A 16,437-nucleotide genomic window follows, 5' to 3' on the forward strand; every position below is an offset into this window, starting at 1 on the left:
CAGCCGCGCTGGCGGCGGCGCCTGATTCGGGAAGACGGCGCGCGCCGGAAGGCGCATGGAGCGCGTGGTTACAAAAAGACAGGACTACGCGACCCGGATGGACCCGTTCCGCGGGGAACGGATGGCAGAACTACCTGGAGGCCCGATGCGGCATTCAACCTTGATTTTCGTGGCAGCGGCGTTCGCGCTGCTGACTTTCAGCCGCCTGGCCCTGGCCGCGTGGCAATGGCAGCGCGTGCGCAATGCCGGCGGACTGCTGCCGCTGATGCTGGGCGGCCTGCGCATCGACGCGCACCAGATCGCCGTCATGGCGGCCCTGCCCGCCGTGCTGTCGCCCTGGTTCGGGCATTTTTCGTTCGCCGCCGACGCGGCGGCCGTGTGGTACCTGGCCAGCTTCATCCTGCTGGCCTTCCTGGAAATCGCCTCGCCCGCCTTCATCCTGGAATACGACTCCCGCCCCAACCGCCTGTTCGTCGAATACCTGAAGCATCCGCGAGAGGTCTCCGGCATGCTCTGGCGCGGCTACAAGGCCGCGCTGGTCGGCGGCCTGGTCCTGGTGGCGCTGATCGGCTGGGGCGCGCTGCGCCTGTTCTGGCCGGCCGCGCCCGATGCGCCGCTCAGCTGGTGGCAGATGCCGCTGGCCAGCGTGGCGATCCTGGCCGTGGTGATCCTGTCCATCCGCGGCACGCTGGGCCACCGCCCCATGAATCCGTCGTCGGTCGCCTACAGCTCTGACGGCATGCTCAACACGCTGGCGCTGAACTCGCTCTACAACGTCTTCTATGCCGTCTACAGCATGAAGAACGAGAAATCCGCGTCGGCCGTCTACGGCAACATGGACGAAGCCGAGATGCATGAGCGCGTGCTCAGGCAGGCGGGCCTGCCCGTCCCGGCCGCCAACGCCGACTATCCCAGCCTGCACGCGCAGCCCGCCACCCGCAAGACGAAGCGTCCGCTCAACCTGGTGATCATCCTGGAGGAAAGCCTGGGCGCCCAGTACAGCGCGGCGCTAGGCGGCGCCAACCTGACGCCGGAACTCGATGCCCTGGCCCGCGAGTCCTGGGCCTTCACCCGCGCCTACGCGACCGGCACGCGCTCGGTGCGCGGGCTGGAAGCGGTCGTCACCGGCTTCCTGCCCACGCCGGCGCAGGCCGTGCTGAAGCTGCCGCGCTCGCAGCGCGGCTTCTTCTCGCTGGCCGACCTGCTGGGCCGACACGGCTACCACTCGCGCTTCATCTATGGCGGCGAATCGCACTTCGACAACATGAAGGGCTTTTTCCTGGGCAATGGTTTCAAGCAGGTCGTGGACCGAGCGGATTTCGTGGATCCGGCCTTCGTCGGCACCTGGGGCGCGTCGGACGAAGACATGTTCAACCAGCTGGACCGGCTGCTGCGCGAGGACGGCGACCAGCCGACCTTCACGCTGGCCTTCAGCGTCTCCAACCATTCGCCCTGGGAGTACCCGGCAGGCCGCATCCAGGTCGACGGCAATCCGGCCACCGTGGAGAACACGGTGCGCTATGCCGACTGGGCGCTGGGACGCTTCTTCGAGCGCGCCAAGGCCTCGCCCTATTGGGAAAACACGGTATTCCTGGTCGCGGCCGACCATGACTCGCGCGTGTTCGGCGCCAGCCTGGTGCCGGTAAGGCACTTCCATATCCCCGCCGTGATCCTGGGCGCCGGCATCGAGCCGCGGCGCGACGATCGCCTGATCAGCCAGATCGACCTGGCGCCGACCCTGCTGTCGCAGATCGGCGTGGACACCGAGCACCCCATGATCGGCCACGACCTCACCCGCAGCACGCCGGGCCGCGCCATCATGCAGTACGACAACACTTATGGGTACCTGAAGGAAGACCGGCTGCTGGTGATGGCGCCCAGCAAGACGCCGGTGCAATACCGCTACACCGCCCCCGAGGACTACGCGCCCGAGGCGCTGGATCCCGAGCTGGCGCGCGAGGCGCTGGCGCACGCGCTATGGCCGAGCTGGGCCTACCGCGAAGGCCGCTATGCCCTGCCCGGCCAGGCCGGGCCCGCCAACCCGGCCTGATCAGCCGGTCTGCCCCGGACGCGCGAATTCCCGCCGCGCGCGTTCCGAGGCGGCATGGCAATGGCAGCCGGGGTCATGGTCGTTGACCATGCCCACGGACTGCATGAAGGCATAGACCGTGGTCGGCCCCACGAACTTCCAGCCCAGCTTCTTGAGCGCCTTGGAAAGGGCCTGGGACTGCTCGGACACCGACGCGCCGCGATTGGACGGCGCCTTGCGCGGCGCTTCGTAGCGCCACAGGAACGCCGCCAGGGAGCCCTCGCGCTCGATCATTTCCAGCGCCCGGCCCGCGTTGTTGATCACGGCTTCTATCTTGCCCCGGTGGCGCACGATGCCTGCATCGGCCAGCAGGACCTGGATCTCTTTTTCACCGTAGCGGGCCACGCGCGCCGGATCGAAACCGGAAAAGCCGCGGCGAAAGGCCTCGCGCTTGTTCAGGATGGTCCGCCAGCTCAGGCCCGACTGGAAGCCCTCCAGGCTCAGTTGTTCGAACAGGGCGCGGTCGTCGGCCACGGGACGGCCCCATTCCAGGTCGTGATAGGCCGTGTAATCGGCGGAGCCGTCGAGCCAGCCGCAGCGGGCCAGCCCATCGGGAAAATCGGTCTTGAGGCTCATTGGTGGCGCTCCTGGCGCATTCGCAGAGCAAGATGCTAACCCAGGCCGGCGCCCGTTCCCGCGCGCGCAGCGCTGCATTTGTCCCATGGCCGCCCGGTGCCGCAGGCGCGCTTTTGCCGGCATCGCCCGGTGACAAAAAAATCGTGGATCGCGCAACGGAAATCCCGCTACTATCCACTTCCCTGATCCCGCGCGGGCGATCCCGCGCCTCCCGGATCGACCCGCCGGGCTTGCGCGACGCAAGCCCGTTTTGCGTCCACGCCGGGACCGGACAGGCTTACGGACTTTCCGCCATGTCCTTGCTAGAAACCTCGCCCATCACTTTCGTTTCGCCCGCCGTCCTGGCTGGCGACGACCCCGCCGCCAATCCCTGCCTGGACTGTGGCGCGTGCTGTTCGCACTTCCGGGTCTCGTTCTATTGCGGCGAGCTGGCGGGCGAGAATGGCGGCCAGGTGCCCGTGGAACTGGTAACCCAGCTCAGCCCGCTGCGCGCCTGCATGAAAGGCACTGAAATGGGTGGCGGACGCTGCATCTCGCTGCGCGGGGAACTGGGCAAGCCCGGCATCCACTGCGCCATCTACGAAAACCGCCCCACGCCCTGTCGCGAGTTCGATATCTGGCTGCCGGATGGCACGCCCAACCCGGACTGCCAGCGCCTGCGCCTGGCCCTGGGCCTGCCGGCGGTGCGGCCGCGCCCCGACGCGGAAAACGATCCGCTCGGCCCGCAGCCGCAGCATCCCGACCAGCCCGCCGCCGCCTGAGACGCCGCTCTACGACTTGTCGGCCGCCGCGCCGTCGAGCTGCCAGGCGCTGCGCGTCGACGCGAGGATCTTGCGCAGGATGGCGGGAAAGGCAGGCACGCCGACAGGCGGACGAATGCCGGCATGCGCGGCCGGCACGGCGCGCGCGATGACGCCGCCGCTGCCAGCCCTGGAAAGAATCTGGATCGTCTGAACAGACATGAGTACACCCCTGAAGCATCGCGGGCGGACGGCCAGACCTGCCTGTCCTACCCTGGCGCCATCGTAGACAGCGGGCATTTCAGAAGATTGGCGATTCTGTCGAAAAAGGGTAAAGAACGGTAAATGCGGACGCCGGCCGCGCCCCCCCGGGGGGGCGCTCGGCCGGCGAGCTAGTCGCGGCCGGCCACGTAACGCGACGGCGTGACGCCGAACGCCGCGCGGAAGCTGCCGATGAAGGCGCTGGTGCTCTCGTAGCCCACTGCCAGCGCAGCCTCGGTGACGGATCCGCCACGGCCCAGCATCTCCAGCGCACGCAGCAGGCGCGCCCGTTGCCGCCACTGGCCAAGCGTCACGCCGGTTTCCTGGCGGAAGCGGCGCATCAGCGTGCGCGACGACATGTTCAGGCGCTGCGCCCAGTCGTCGATGCCGGAAGGATCGTCCGGCGTGCTCAGCAGCGTGTTGGCCAGGTCCTGCAGGCGCGGGTCCTCGGGCATCGGCAAGGGCATGGGATCGTGCTCGCGCAGGCGGACTTCCTCGAGCAGCACCTCGAACAACTGCGCCAGGTACGCTTCCGACAGCATGCCGGGCGGCCCGCTGGCGATGCGCTCGATCACGGCCTCGATCAGCCGCGACGACGGCCAGGACCGGCAGACGGACGGCAACTGCGCGCAGGCGTCGGGCCGCACGAACAGGAAAGAACCATGGGCGTCGCCGAACCAGCGCGCGCCGTGCATCACGCCCGGCGGAATCCAGCCCAGGCTGCCCGGCATCACCGTCCAGACCTCGTTGCCCGCCTGGACCAGCACCAGGCCCTCGTGCACCAGCGCCAGCATGCCCTCGTCGTGCCGGTGTTGCGGCACATATATGCCCTTGGTCTCGCGCCGGCCGCGCACGCTGTGCGGGGTCAGCAGGAGATTGGCGGAAAAAAGCGCGGATTCCTCGCGGTACATGATCGGAAAACGTGGGAGGGGACATGAAGCCCCGGTCTGCGGATGATATGAAAATGTACATCATTCTCATCTTCTCGGCATGCCGCGCGAGCTGCCGCGCGCCCGCGCGTGGACGGCGCCGGGCGGGCGCGGCCAAGGACCTTGCGCATGCGCAAACGCAGCCTTGCCCTGGCGGTCCACCGCGCTTGACCTGAAGTTTGCTTGAGGTTCGATACTGTCCCCCGATTCACGCGCCGCCTTGCCGCATGGGCTCGCAATCCAGATTGGCAGGTTTGCGCTACTGATTGACGGGATCCCGTTAGCGGGGAAATTTGAAAATAGACATCATTCTCATCAGGCCGGCACTACCCCCCTGACAGGAGAACCCACATGGACCACACCCGATTGCGCGACGCAGGTATCAAGGCCACCTATCCGCGCCTGAAGATCCTGGACATCTTCCATCAGCACGCGGGCGAGCACATGAGCGCGGCGGACCTCTACCGCAGCCTGATCGCCGACCGCAGCAACATCGGCCTGGCCACGGTGTACCGGGTGATCACGCAGCTCGAGGAAGCCGGGCTGCTCAAGCGCACACAGCTCGATGCGCACACCACCGTGTACGAAATGAACGACAAGGGCCACCACGACCACATGGTCTGCACGCATTGCGGCCGGATCCTGGAATCCAGCGATCCCGCGATGGCGCGGCTGGTCGGAGACATCGCCAGGCGCAGCGGCTTCGCCCTGGAGTCCTACAGCCTGGTGCTCTACGGCGGTTGCGGATGCCGCAAGGGCGCCGCCGCCCACCCTCATGGAGAATTCGAATGAACCGAGATCAGTTTTTCTTTCACGACCTGTCCCACTTCCCCATCGTGACCGCCAAGCACGGCGGCGCCCCGGATGGCTATTCCGCCAGCTGGATACGCGAAATGGAGATGCTGGTGAACAACCCCCTACCCTTCGTCATGGTGGTGCCCGACATGCGACAGGAAGCCGGGCATGAAGACCGCAAGGCGATGGTGGAATGGCAGACGACGAACATGCCGCGACTGCGCGCGCGCTGCCGCGCCTTCATCGCGGTGGAGCGGGACGCCGAGGCGCTGGAGAAGATCCGCAAGCGCGCCGAGAAGATGGCGCGTGCCTTCGACATGCCATTCCTGGCGGTCGCCAGCGCCACCGAAGCCATGCAGTGCGCGCGCGAAGTGCTGGGCCAGGCAGGCCCGGGCGGCTTCAACCTGAGCTGAAGCATCCGGCTCAACCCAACCCCCCTGGCCGGGCCACAGGCCCGGCATTTGCAACGCGTCCCTCGGGGCGCGTTTTTTTTTCGCCCGTCCCGCGCGTGCGACCCGCGAACTCGCCCGGGAATTGCCAAAATTAGAATGACATATTGATAAATTTGCGATTGTGGCAAAAGGTAGAGCTGGAATAAATTTCACGCTTGGCTCATCCGCCCGTCCCGCCGCCCCCAAACCATGCGCGGCTCGCCGGAATCCGCGCGCCCGCGGTCTGGCCCCGGCGCCGCCTTCGCCCGTCCCCTCAAACGCTCTGTCGCGGCCGCCGGCCGCCTGGACTCCGCATTGAGATTTACGGCATCCATTCAATGAAGCGACTTCAATTCGACAGCACCGCGCTTCGTTATTTCCTGACCGTTGTCGACACAGGGTCCGTCAATGGCGCCGCCGCGCGGCTCAACGTGGTCGGCTCGGCGGTCAGCCGGCAGATCGCCGGCCTGGAGCAGCGGCTGCACAACCAGTTGTTCGAGCGGCATCCCAAAGGCATGCGCGTCACCGAAGCCGGCCGCATCCTGGCCGACCACGCCCGCCGGGTGGAAGCCGACGCGGCGCGCACCTACGCGGAAATCGACGGACGCAACAGCCACCACCGCCAGACGGTGCGGATCGCGGGTGCGCCGGGCTTCGCCACCAGCGCGCTGCCACGCAAGTTCGCCGCGTTCCAGGCGGAGCATCCGGCCGTGCGGTTCAGCCTGACCATCGTCGACGCGAGCCTGGTGCCCGACCGCTTGCGCAGCGCCCAGGCCGACATCGGCATCACCTATGGCCAGACCACGGAAAAAGATACCGCCGCCATCTACTCGCATCCCGCCGAAATCGTTGCCGCGCTGCGGCCCGGGCATCCCCTGGCCGAGCACGAGTCCTTGCATATCAAGCAATTGCAGCCCTACCCGCTGGCCCTGCCCGATGGCGGCAGCGCCTTGCGGCAGGTGCTGGAAGTGACGGCCAGCCTGTACAACGTGACGCTGTCGCCGGCCTTCACCTCCAATCATCCGGCCGCGTTGCACGACTACGCCATGCAGGGCGACGCGGTGGCGCTGTGCACCCGGCCCGCCGTGGCCGACCAGGTCATGACCGGTCGGCTGATCGCCCGCCCGCTCGACGACACGCTGCTCAATGCCGGGCAGCTGCAATTCCAGACCCACGCGTCGAGGCCGTTGTCGGACGCGGCCCATCGGTTCCTGCGCTTCGTGCGCAGCGATGCCCGGCAGCTGTTCCAGGCTCCCGCGCCTGGTCCGGACCCATCCATGGCATTGCCGAAAGCGGAACGCCTCGGTGAAAAATGATCAATTGTTAGAAATGTAATTTAAATTTACAGTCGCTCCGGGTTTTCCAGCAGGCGCCCGTTTCCAGGCGCCGCCTTTACACAGGAGCCGAAGCGTGCCCAGAAACCTGAAGATCCGAACCGGCCTGTTCGCTGTCCTGGCCTTGTTCGTGCTGGCCCTGGCGGCCGCCACCAGCATGGGCTGGATATTCGCCCGTGCCGCCGATGATGCGGTGGACGATCTGAACCGGGTGTCCACCGAGCAGACCCGCCCCTTGTACGAAACCCAGGGCCTGCTGCTGCGCGCGCGCGTCACCCTGGTCGCCGCCCTGCTGGATGTGCAGGCCGGCCGTGGCGCCCAGGCCCAGGCCAGCGTTGATCAAGCCGGCAAGTACCTGCAGGACGCGCGCCAGCGCTACGCCGTCTACCAACGCGTGCCCAAGCACACCGAGGCCGGCCGGAAACTGGCCACGGACATGGACAGCGTGTTCGGCGCCTACATGGACAGCATCGGCGCGCTGGGCGAGGCGTTGCGGCAGCAGTCGGCGGACGCCTATGTCGCGGCGGTCTCGGGCACCCGGGCGGCCGACGCCCGCTTCGAGGAACGGGTCAGGGCATTCCTGGACCACACCGAACGACGCGGCGCGGAAATCAACGCGGCGTCGGACCGGCGCTACGAACAGGCCGAAGTGGCCGCCATCGTCATGCTGGCGCTGGCCCTCGCGCTCGCGCTGGGATGCTGGCGCTTCATCAACCGGCGGGTGCTGGCGCCGCTGCAGGACGCCGCCGTGCATTTCGACCGCATCGCCTCGGGCGACCTGACGCAGCGCGTGACGGCGGTCGCCGACAACGAGATCGGCTTGCTGTTCAGCGCCCTCAAGCGCATGCAGGACAGTCTCACCCGCACCGTCAGCGAAGTACGCCGCAGCGTGAACGAGATCAACACAGGCGCGGCCGAAATCGCCTCGGGCAACGCCAACCTGTCCACGCGCACCGAGGAACAGGCGGCGTCGCTGGAAGAAACGGCGGCCAGCATGGAAGAGCTGGCGACGGCGGTCAAGCAGAACACCGAGCATGCGCAGCAGGCCAACACGCTGGCGGCGGAGAGCCGCGGCGTCGCGCAGCGCGGCGGCCAGGCCGTCGGGCAGGTGGTCGAGACCATGGCGCGCATCTCCGACAGCTCGCGCCGCATTGCCGAAATCGTGTCCGTGATCGACGGCATCGCCTTCCAGACCAATATCCTGGCCTTGAACGCGGCGGTGGAAGCCGCGCGCGCTGGTGAACAGGGCAAGGGTTTCGCGGTCGTGGCGGGTGAAGTCCGCACGCTGGCACAGCGCAGCGCCCAGGCAGCGCGCGAGGTGAAGGACCTGATCGAGCAGTCGACGGCCAACGTGGACAGCGGCGCGGACCAGGTCCGGGTCGCGGGCGACACCATGCGGGACATCGTCGAGTCGGTCGAGCGCGTCACCCGCATCATGGCCGAGATCACCGAAGCCTCGTCGGAGCAGTCGGTCGGCATCGACCAGATCAACCGGGCGGTGACGCAGATGGACGACGTGACGCAGCAGAACGCCGCGCTGGTGGAACAGGCGGCCGCCGCGGCGTCGTCGCTCGAACAGCAGGCCCAGCGCCTGGCGACGACGGCCGCATTTTTCAAGGTTCCCGCCGAAACGGTGATCGAGGCCGGCGAGGCCTTGCCGGCCTCGGCGCTGCGGGCCGTCTGCGCCTGAGGATCGCCGCAAACCGGGACGAACCAGCCGCCGCGTCGCGGGCCGGGGGCGGGCCATGCTCGTCTTCCCGGCCTTAAGAGTCGCCGGCCCGCGCCGTTGTTGGTAGGTGCCCTGGCCGCAGGGCGCGTCCGACAACCCATTTCACGAGCCGTTCAACGCATGAGCCGCGCCCTCGCCTGTGCCTTCTGCCTATCGACGCTTGCGCAAGGCGCTCCGCTGCTGGAGAAAAACGGCACCGCGATCTGCAGGACCTGCGCCGAAGGCTTCTTTTCCCAGTTCGCCGAACACGCCTGGACCATGGCCGCCACGCTGGAAGAACAGCTGGACGTGCTGCTGGCCGAGAGCCAGCGCGCGCTCGAGCACAGCGCCGCGCTGTCCGAACGCGCGCGCAGCTGCGGACTGAGCCTGCATGACCTGACGACGGCGATGCGGCCTCGGCTGTTGTCCTGAAGCGGTTGACCTGGGTCCGCTGTACCGGAGATTGTTGCCTCGAGGTTGTTACTTCGAATGCGCCCTGGATTTGCCCTCGACCAGCGCGCGCCCAAAAAGAAAACGCCGCTCTCAAAGAGAGCGGCGTCATCATCAACCTCACCAGCGCATCGCCCAGGAACAGAGCCCGGCATGCGCTGAAATTCGGGGTGGTGTGGGGGTGGTGGGTTGTGCGAGACTCGAACTCGCGACCAACGGATTAAAAGTCCGCTGCTCTACCGACTGAGCTAACAACCCGACCGAAGCCAGAAATTATGGCCGATTTACCCGATCTTGTCAAAGAATCCTGCGACCGTAAGATCAGCGCAACATGCCCGGTCAGCGCCAGGATGCGCTCTCCCGCCCAGTCATGAAAAACGCCCCCTGGACCAGGCTTGCCGCCTGTGCCCTGGGGGCGCAGTCGAATCGGCGGCCAGGCAATCCCGGCCGCGAGACCCGTTCTTGACTTACCAGGCCGCCACCACGGCGCCCTTGTACTTGGTCTCGATGAACTGCTTCACCGCGGCGCTGTGATAGACCGACACCAGCTTGGCGAACTCGGGACGGTCCTTGTCCTTCTCGCGCACCACCAGCACGTTGGCGTAGGGCGAATCCGGCGACTCCTGGGCGATCGCGTCCTTGGCCGGGTTCAGGCCGGCTTCGAGCGCGAAGTTGGTGTTGACGGCCGAAGCGTCGGTGTCGTCCAGCGAGCGCGGCAACTGGGCAGCGTCCAGCTCGATGAAGCGCAGCTTCCTGGGATTCTCGACCACGTCGATCGGCGTCGCCTTCAGACCGGCTTCCGGACGCAGCTTGATCAGGCCGCTGGCCTGCAACAGCAGCAGCGCGCGGCCGCCGTTGGTCGGATCGTTGGGCAGGCCGATGCGCGCGCCTTCCTTCAGCTCGGACAGCGACTTGATCTTCTTGCTGTAGATGCCGATCGGGAAGATCACGGTCTTGGCGATGCTGACCAGCTTGTAGCCGCGGTCGGCGTTGGCGTTGTCCAGGTAGGGCTGGTGCTGGTAGCTGTTCAGGTCCAGGTCGCCCGAGGACAGCGCCACGTTGGGCTGCACGTAGTCGGAGAACTCGATGATCTGGATATTCAGGCCCTGCTTGGCGGCTTCCTGCTTCACCACTTCGAAGATCTGCGCATGCGGGCCGGCGGTCACGCCGACTTTCAGCGGCTTGTCCTGCGCCAGCGCGGGCTGGGCAAAAACGGCGGCGCCCAGGGCGAACGCGGCCAACGACTTCAAAACCTTGATGCTCATGTTGCGAATATCCCGAATGTCGGAAGTAGGAAAGAATGGGCTCAGCGGTGCGACAGCCGGCGCACGAGGCGATCGCCGAAGCTCTGGATGGCCTGCACCAGCACAATCAGCACCACCACCACCGCCGCCATGACCTCGGTCTGGAAACGCTGATAGCCGTAGCGGATGGCCAGGTCGCCCAGGCCGCCGCCGCCGATCGCGCCCGCCATGGCGGAATAACCGATCAGGCTGACGATGGTGACGATGGTGGCGGCGATCAGGCCGGGCAGCGCCTCGGGCAGCAGCACCTTGACGATGATCTGCATGGGCGAGGCGCCCATGGCGCGCGCCGCGGTGACCAGGCCCGGATCGACTTCGCGCATGGCGTTCTCGGCGATGCGGGCCATGAAGGGAATGGCCGCGACCGACAGCGGCACGATGGCGGCCGTGGTGCCGATCGAGGTCTGCGCCACCAGCCGCGTGAACGGAATGATGGCGACCATCAGGATCACGAAGGGCACCGAGCGCGTGGCGTTGATGATGGCGCCCAGCACGTGGTTGACTGGCTGGTTTTCCAGCATGGCGCCGCGCGCCGTGACGGTCAGCGTCACGCCCAGCGGAATGCCGATCAACACCGCGATGGCGCTGGCCACGCCCACCATCAGCAGGGTGTCAAGCAGCGACGTAATAAGCAGGTCGATCAGTTGCGGGCTCATGAGCAATTTCTTCAACGGTAATGTCACGGGCGGCCAGCGCCGCGACGGCGTCCTTGACCGCGGCGGGCGCGCCCTGGACCAGCACGAACATCGTGCCCACGGCCACGCCCTGGATATCTTCTACACGGGCCTGCACCAGCCCCACATCCAGCGAGAACTGGCGGGACAGATCGGACAGGAAGGCGCCCGAGGCGTCGTTGCCGGTCAGCGACAGGCGCAGCAGGCGCACGGCCTGGCCCGGCTGGGCGGCAGCCAGCGTCTCGATGCGCTGCTTGGCGGCTGCCAGCGTGGCCTCGGTCAGGTCGGAAGCGGTGGCCGCCGACACCATGGCACGGGTGACTTCGTGGCGCGGCTGCGCGAACACTTCGCGCGTGCTGCCCATCTCCACCACTTCGCCTTGCGACAGCACGGCCACGCGGTCGCAGACCTCGCGCACCACTTCCATCTGGTGCGTGATCATGACCACGGTCACGCCGGTCTTGCGATTGATGTCGCGCAGCAGCGCCAGGATGTTGTGCGTGGTTTCCGGATCCAGCGCCGAGGTGGCCTCGTCGCTGAGCAGCACGTCCGGATCATTGGCCAGCGCGCGCGCGATGCCCACGCGCTGCTTCTGGCCGCCGCTGATCTGGCTGGGATAGCGGTCGCGCAGGTGCTCCAGGCCGACCAGGGCCAGCAGGCGCTCCACGCGCGCCGGGATCTCGCTCTTGGGCACGCCGGCGATTTCCAGCGGCAGCGCGACGTTGCCGTACACGGTGCGGCGCGACAGCAGGTTGAAGCCCTGGAACACCATGCCGATGCGGCGACGCTGCGCGCGCAGTTGCGCTTCGCCCAGGCCGGTCAGCGGCTGGCCGCCGATGGCGATCGAGCCTTCGTTCGGCCGCTCCAGCAGGTTGATGCACTGGACCAGCGTGCTCTTGCCAGCGCCGCTGGGACCAATGATGCCGAAGACCTCGCCCTGCTCGATGTGCAGGTTGATGCCGCGCAGCGCCTGGAACAGGCCATGCGGCGTGGCGTAGGTCTTGGAAAGGTTCTCGATGTGAATCATGGCAGGCGATTCTGTATCTTTTCTCTTCTAAAGAGAACGACCGTATTTTTCATTTTTTATAACCACAAGAAATATAGAGTTTGCCAGCAGCGCCGGCAAACATCAGCGCGGCATCCGCGCATCAAGGGCAAAGGGCAGTCGGGAAGGAAAGCCTTCCTGACTGCCCTTGTTCATCGCGGCTTCCGTTGCGCGGAAAACCGAGGGGGCGGACCTGTCCGGCCGCTGCCCCTGTCGCTCAGCGTGCCCGCGAGATACGGACCTCGGCGCCGCGGCGCTTGACCTCCAGCCCCTCGGACGGCGATATGCGCAAGCCTTCCAGGCCCTTGATGTAGCTCGAGCCCTGCATCTGCATGACGCGGATCTTGTTGCGCATGACGACGGGGTTGTGCACCGGCATGCCGAACATCCAGACCTCGTCCAGGATGCGGGCCGAGTTGAACTCGCCCGTATGCTGGGCCGCGGGGCCCAGACAGAGCATGTGGCCTTCGCGGCCGAACACCGGGAACTGGCCCAGCTCGCACTCCAGCGTCCAGGTGGTGCCGCCTTCGTAGCGATGGCCCGTGTTCAGGTCCCACCAGGCGTCGCCCTTGGGCAGGTACACCCGCACGCTCTTGCCGGGCTCGGTGATCGGCGCCACCAGCAGGGCCGGGCCCAGCAGGTATTGCAGGTCCCAATCGTGGGCATGCTCGTCGTTGGGGAAGGACAGCGCCATCGAGCGCTGCACCGGCAGGCCCGTGCGCGCGGAATCCTCGATCGCGCCCAGCACATAGGGCACCAGGCGATAACGCCACTGCATCCAGGTGCGGACATGCGCCAGGACCTCGTCGCCGAAATCCCAGGGCATCAGGCCGTTCACGCCCTGGAACGAGAAGTTCGCGGAGAACACGCCCATGGCCAGCCAGCGCAGGTACAGCTCGGGCGTCATGCCCGCCAGGTCGCGCGAGGCCGAACCGATGCCGTGCACCTGCACGGGCACGCCGCTGGCGCCGATCGACAAGGCGGTGCGCAGCGTGTGGCGCAGGCCGTCCCAGCTGTTTTCAGCCTGCGGCCCCGTCTGCCAGGGCAGGCGCTGCGCCGCGGGGAACAGGTCGGAACTGGGCACTACGCCTTCGGGCGGCACCTTCAGGCCGGCCACGGCGTCGAACAATGCGCGCCGCACCAGCAAGGGATACATGCTGCGCAGCGCCGCGCCGGTCTCGCCGTTGCGCGCGTTCACGCCGTCGGGAATGGCGATCTGCGCGTCGCAGGCGGGCGCGTCGAGCCCGTCCTCGATCAGCTGGCGATGGCGTTCGACCCAGAGGTTGTAGATGTCGCGGTAGGTCAGGTCCAGCAGGCCGTAAGGCTGGCCGGACGTCGCGGGAATGCCGTCGAACACCTGCGCCGAGCCATCGTCCTTGGACAGCAGCCAGCCGCGGTCTTCCAGTTCCTCGAACAGCGGGCTGCTCTTGAGCACGCCCGGAAAGCCGGAGGCCGCCACGTGCACGTTGTGCTTGTGGAACAGGGCCAGCATCTGCTTGGCATCCGGGAAGCGCTGGGCGTCCCATTCGAACACGGTCTTGTCGGACAGGAAGCCCCAGGCCGCAGGCTGGGCCAGCGTCACGGCGTCGACCGGAATCTGGTTCTCGCGCATGCGCGCCAGCAAGGCCACCGTCTGCGTGGGCATCTCGCCGCTGGCCTGCTGCAGCCAGGCGCCCATCGCCCAGAGCACCGGCTGGCCGGCACGGCCGGTCAGCGCTGTGTACTGGTTCAGGATCTCGCCCGGCTCGCCGGCGAACAGGAACAGGTCCAGCACGGCGTCGTCGACGGTCAGCACATAGGCCGAATCCGCCGGCGCGGCGCCCACCGCGTGCTCGACGCGGCGCATGGTGTTCACATAGACGCCCCAGCCTTGCGGGCTCCAGGCCAGGGGCAGCGCGCGGTGCTCGGGATCGTCGGACACGACGGATTCCTCGCGCCGGTTCAGGTCGCCCGGGGTTTCGCCCAGGCCGTAGACGCGCTCGTTGGCGCCCAGCGTGAAGCCGGCGGTCCAGGCGGCCGCCTCGGCGTCGTCCAGCGCGTTGTGGCCGAATGCGGGCGTATGCGCGGAAACCTCGGACGCGAAGACTTGGTCCTCGCCGCGGTACAGCGCCACGCGCACCGGATTGGAGCGGACCTCGAGTGTCACGTCTCCTTGCGCGATACGCCAGCCGTCGCCGTCGTCGCGCGGACTGATCGTGGACTCGCCCACGGCCTCTTGGCGCGCGAGCAGCATTTCCGCGACGGCGCGCGCACGCGCGCCCGGCTTGTCATCATTGAGCAGACTCGCCTCGCCGAAACGCAGGCGGAAAACCCCAGGCGCATGCGCCTCGACTACCAGATGCAGCCCGTCGCCCGCGTCGAAATCGATGCGGCTGGGGCGAGACGTCAACAGCTCGACCGTATCGAGCTGGGTAGTATGGGCAAAGTCGAACTTGGGCGGCACAGAGCATCCCCCGGCTTAAGCCAAAAACCATCAAAAGCCGTTATTTTGACGGATTTGGGCTTTGAAATAAACTCGGTCCCTCTTTTGGGCGACCAATTCATACAAAAAAGGGGCCGCAGAAGCCTGCCATCGGTCCCTGGCCCAGCCTGTCGCGACACCTCGCAAATGATCCCCTGCCCTATGAAACCGGGCCCATCTGGCGGCAAATCCGCCCAATTTCCGTAACCGTCTGCCAATAACGGCCTGTCACAACAGGAATCACCCCTCTTTTTCAACGCCCGTCACCGAGGCGTCACCAATCCGGCCAGATCCCGCTCCAACGGCGAAGGTTCGCCCACCAGGCGGGCGCCGATCAGGTCTCCCATGAGCGCGGACCAGGACAGGCCGCGCGAGGCATAGCCCGCGGCCATCCATAGTCCCGGGGCATGGGCCAGCTCCCCCACCGCGGGCAGGCGGCCGGGCAGAACCGCCCGCCACCCCGCCCAACCGGGCAGGCTGCCGGGCGTCAGCGCATTCCAGGCCGGACCGACGGCGCCCAGCAAGCCGGCGGCCTTGTCCAGCGCGACCTGCTGCCCCTCAGCGCTGATCAGCGCCTGTTCCGCGCCATGGACATAGGTGCTGCCGGCCACGCAGCCCTCGCCGGTATCGGGCAACAGATAGCCTTCGCCGCCAATGATGCAACGCGGCCCGCCGCCCAGCGCCGCGGCGGGCAACAGCGTGACTTCGCCCGCCAGCGCGTGCATCTGCGCCACGCGCGGCAGCCAGGGCTCCAGCAGTCCGCTGGCATCCAGCACGCCGCGGGCGCCGGCCGCGTTGGCCAGGATCATCGTGTCCGCCCGCGCCAGTTCCCGGCCCGCCGCGTCCAGCGCCTGCCACTGTCCGCCATCCTGATGGACGCGCGCGACCTGCGCCGGCAGTACCGTCACGCCGGGCAAGGCCAGCAAAGTTTCGATCAGGCGGCCCGGCTGCACCAGCATGCCCTGCGCGAAATACACGCCGCCGCGCGCCACCGGCATGCCGGCCAGCGCGCCGGCTTCATCGCGATCGACCTGCCGCACCCACTCGGCGGGAAACGCCAGCGTTTCCAATGTGCCCGCCAGCGCCGCCGCGCGCCCTTCGTCGCGCTCCAATTGCACCGTACCACAGACACGCGGCGCGGCGCCCTCGGGCAAGCCACGCCAACGCGCCAGCGCCCGCGCGCTTCCCGCGCGCGACAGCCGGGCGCGCGCGTTGTCGTCACGCGCCACCACCGGCGTCAGCGCCGCCGCCACATGGCCGGCATGCGCCGGCGCGCCGTCGGCGCGTGCCGCGTCCAGCACGGTCACGCGCCAACCGCGCAGCGCCAGGCCCTGCGCAATGCCGGCGCCGGCCAGGCCCGCGCCCACCACGACGGCATGGCCGCGCGGCCGGACGCGGGCGCGCGCCTGCGCGGCCCGCGCGCCCTCTGCCCGGGCAGTGGCGACGGTCATGTGCCACTTGCCGCCATAGCCGGCTTCACGGCGCGCGTCGAAACCGGATTCGGACAGTGCCTTGCGCAGCCCCGCGCGTCCAGCCCCCGCAGCCAGCCTCGCGCCCCGCGCCGCCCCCGCGACCAGGTCCCGCCCGCGCCCCTGCACCACCATCGGCGGGCCTCAAGCCGGAGCCCAACCCACCCGCGC

General features: G+C 67.7%; 14 protein-coding genes, 1 tRNA gene and 1 pseudogene. 7 read left to right on the top strand and 9 right to left on the bottom strand.

Annotation, left to right across the window (positions count from 1 at the left end; genetic code table 11):
* Positions 1-145: 145 nt before the first annotated feature.
* Positions 146-2,050, top strand: a complete 1,905-nt coding sequence (locus tag KDH83_RS01235; protein WP_212312279.1) for an LTA synthase family protein — start codon at positions 146-148, stop codon at positions 2,048-2,050.
* Here KDH83_RS01235 and KDH83_RS01240 read toward each other — a convergent pair whose 3' ends face one another.
* Positions 2,051-2,665, bottom strand: a complete 615-nt coding sequence (locus KDH83_RS01240; RefSeq protein ID WP_103272527.1) for a DNA-3-methyladenine glycosylase I — start codon at positions 2,663-2,665, stop codon at positions 2,051-2,053.
* A 293-nt stretch (positions 2,666-2,958) separates the two neighbouring features.
* On the opposite strand from KDH83_RS01240, the gene KDH83_RS01245 reads away from it, so the two are divergent.
* Positions 2,959-3,426 carry a YkgJ family cysteine cluster protein gene (locus KDH83_RS01245; protein WP_212312280.1) on the top strand — a complete coding sequence of 156 codons (468 nt, stop codon included), beginning with the start codon at positions 2,959-2,961 and terminating at the stop codon, positions 3,424-3,426.
* 9 nt (positions 3,427-3,435) lie between these two features.
* On the opposite strand, the gene KDH83_RS01250 is transcribed toward KDH83_RS01245, so the two are convergent.
* Together KDH83_RS01250 and KDH83_RS01255 are read right to left on the bottom strand one after the other, a co-directional pair.
* Positions 3,436-3,627 (bottom strand): hypothetical protein, encoded by a 192-nt coding sequence (locus tag KDH83_RS01250; protein ID WP_212312281.1) that lies wholly within the window; start codon positions 3,625-3,627, stop codon positions 3,436-3,438.
* Positions 3,628-3,797: 170 nt separating this feature from the next.
* Positions 3,798-4,577: an AraC family transcriptional regulator gene (locus KDH83_RS01255; protein WP_212312282.1), complete on the bottom strand. Its 780-nt coding sequence runs from the start codon at positions 4,575-4,577 to the stop codon at positions 3,798-3,800.
* Between the two features lie 369 nt (positions 4,578-4,946).
* Here KDH83_RS01255 and KDH83_RS01260 point away from each other — a divergent pair, with 369 nt between their 5' ends.
* The 5 genes from KDH83_RS01260 to KDH83_RS01280 all read left to right on the top strand — a co-directional run bounded on the left by KDH83_RS01260 (position 4,947) and on the right by KDH83_RS01280 (position 9,295).
* Complete coding sequence (locus KDH83_RS01260; protein WP_212312283.1) at positions 4,947-5,387, top strand: Fur family transcriptional regulator; 441 nt, start codon at positions 4,947-4,949, stop codon at positions 5,385-5,387.
* Positions 5,384-5,803, top strand: a complete 420-nt coding sequence (locus tag KDH83_RS01265; protein ID WP_212312284.1) for a hypothetical protein — start codon at positions 5,384-5,386, stop codon at positions 5,801-5,803. The genes KDH83_RS01260 and KDH83_RS01265 overlap by 4 nt, the downstream gene beginning before the upstream one ends.
* Before the next feature lie 356 nt (positions 5,804-6,159).
* Positions 6,160-7,137 carry a LysR family transcriptional regulator gene (locus tag KDH83_RS01270; protein WP_212312286.1) on the top strand — a complete coding sequence of 326 codons (978 nt, stop codon included), beginning with the start codon at positions 6,160-6,162 and terminating at the stop codon, positions 7,135-7,137.
* Positions 7,138-7,231: 94 nt separating this feature from the next.
* Positions 7,232-8,845 carry a methyl-accepting chemotaxis protein gene (locus KDH83_RS01275; protein ID WP_212312288.1) on the top strand — a complete coding sequence of 538 codons (1,614 nt, stop codon included), beginning with the start codon at positions 7,232-7,234 and terminating at the stop codon, positions 8,843-8,845.
* Positions 8,846-9,004: 159 nt separating this feature from the next.
* Positions 9,005-9,295 carry an MSHA biogenesis protein MshH gene (locus tag KDH83_RS01280; RefSeq protein ID WP_212312290.1) on the top strand — a complete coding sequence of 97 codons (291 nt, stop codon included), beginning with the start codon at positions 9,005-9,007 and terminating at the stop codon, positions 9,293-9,295.
* Positions 9,296-9,495: 200 nt separating this feature from the next.
* Here the strand turns inward: KDH83_RS01280 and KDH83_RS01285 are convergent.
* The 6 genes and pseudogenes from KDH83_RS01285 to mnmC all read right to left on the bottom strand — a co-directional run.
* Positions 9,496-9,571, bottom strand: a tRNA-Lys gene (locus tag KDH83_RS01285).
* 209 nt (positions 9,572-9,780) lie between these two features.
* Entirely contained in the window at positions 9,781-10,578 is a 798-nt protein-coding gene (locus KDH83_RS01290) for a MetQ/NlpA family ABC transporter substrate-binding protein (RefSeq protein ID WP_212312291.1), read from the bottom strand.
* A gap of 41 nt (positions 10,579-10,619) precedes the next feature.
* On the bottom strand, positions 10,620-11,273 hold the full coding sequence (locus KDH83_RS01295; protein WP_103272519.1) for a methionine ABC transporter permease: 654 nt from the start codon (positions 11,271-11,273) through the stop codon (positions 10,620-10,622).
* A complete protein-coding gene (locus KDH83_RS01300) occupies positions 11,230-12,318 on the bottom strand; it encodes a methionine ABC transporter ATP-binding protein (protein ID WP_212312292.1) in 1,089 nt (362 codons plus the stop codon). Before KDH83_RS01300 ends, KDH83_RS01295 begins: the two co-directional genes overlap by 44 nt.
* A 235-nt stretch (positions 12,319-12,553) precedes the next feature.
* Positions 12,554-14,779, bottom strand: a complete 2,226-nt coding sequence (locus tag KDH83_RS01305) for a glycoside hydrolase family 31 protein (protein WP_212312293.1) — start codon at positions 14,777-14,779, stop codon at positions 12,554-12,556.
* A gap of 281 nt (positions 14,780-15,060) precedes the next feature.
* Positions 15,061-16,317 (bottom strand): annotated as a pseudogene (gene mnmC / locus KDH83_RS01310) (FAD-dependent 5-carboxymethylaminomethyl-2-thiouridine(34) oxidoreductase MnmC); the annotation flags it as partial.
* Positions 16,318-16,437: the final 120 nt, after the last annotated feature.

This window comes from Achromobacter sp. Marseille-Q0513 (genome assembly GCF_018195695.1).
Lineage (GTDB): Bacteria > Pseudomonadota > Gammaproteobacteria > Burkholderiales > Burkholderiaceae_B > Achromobacter.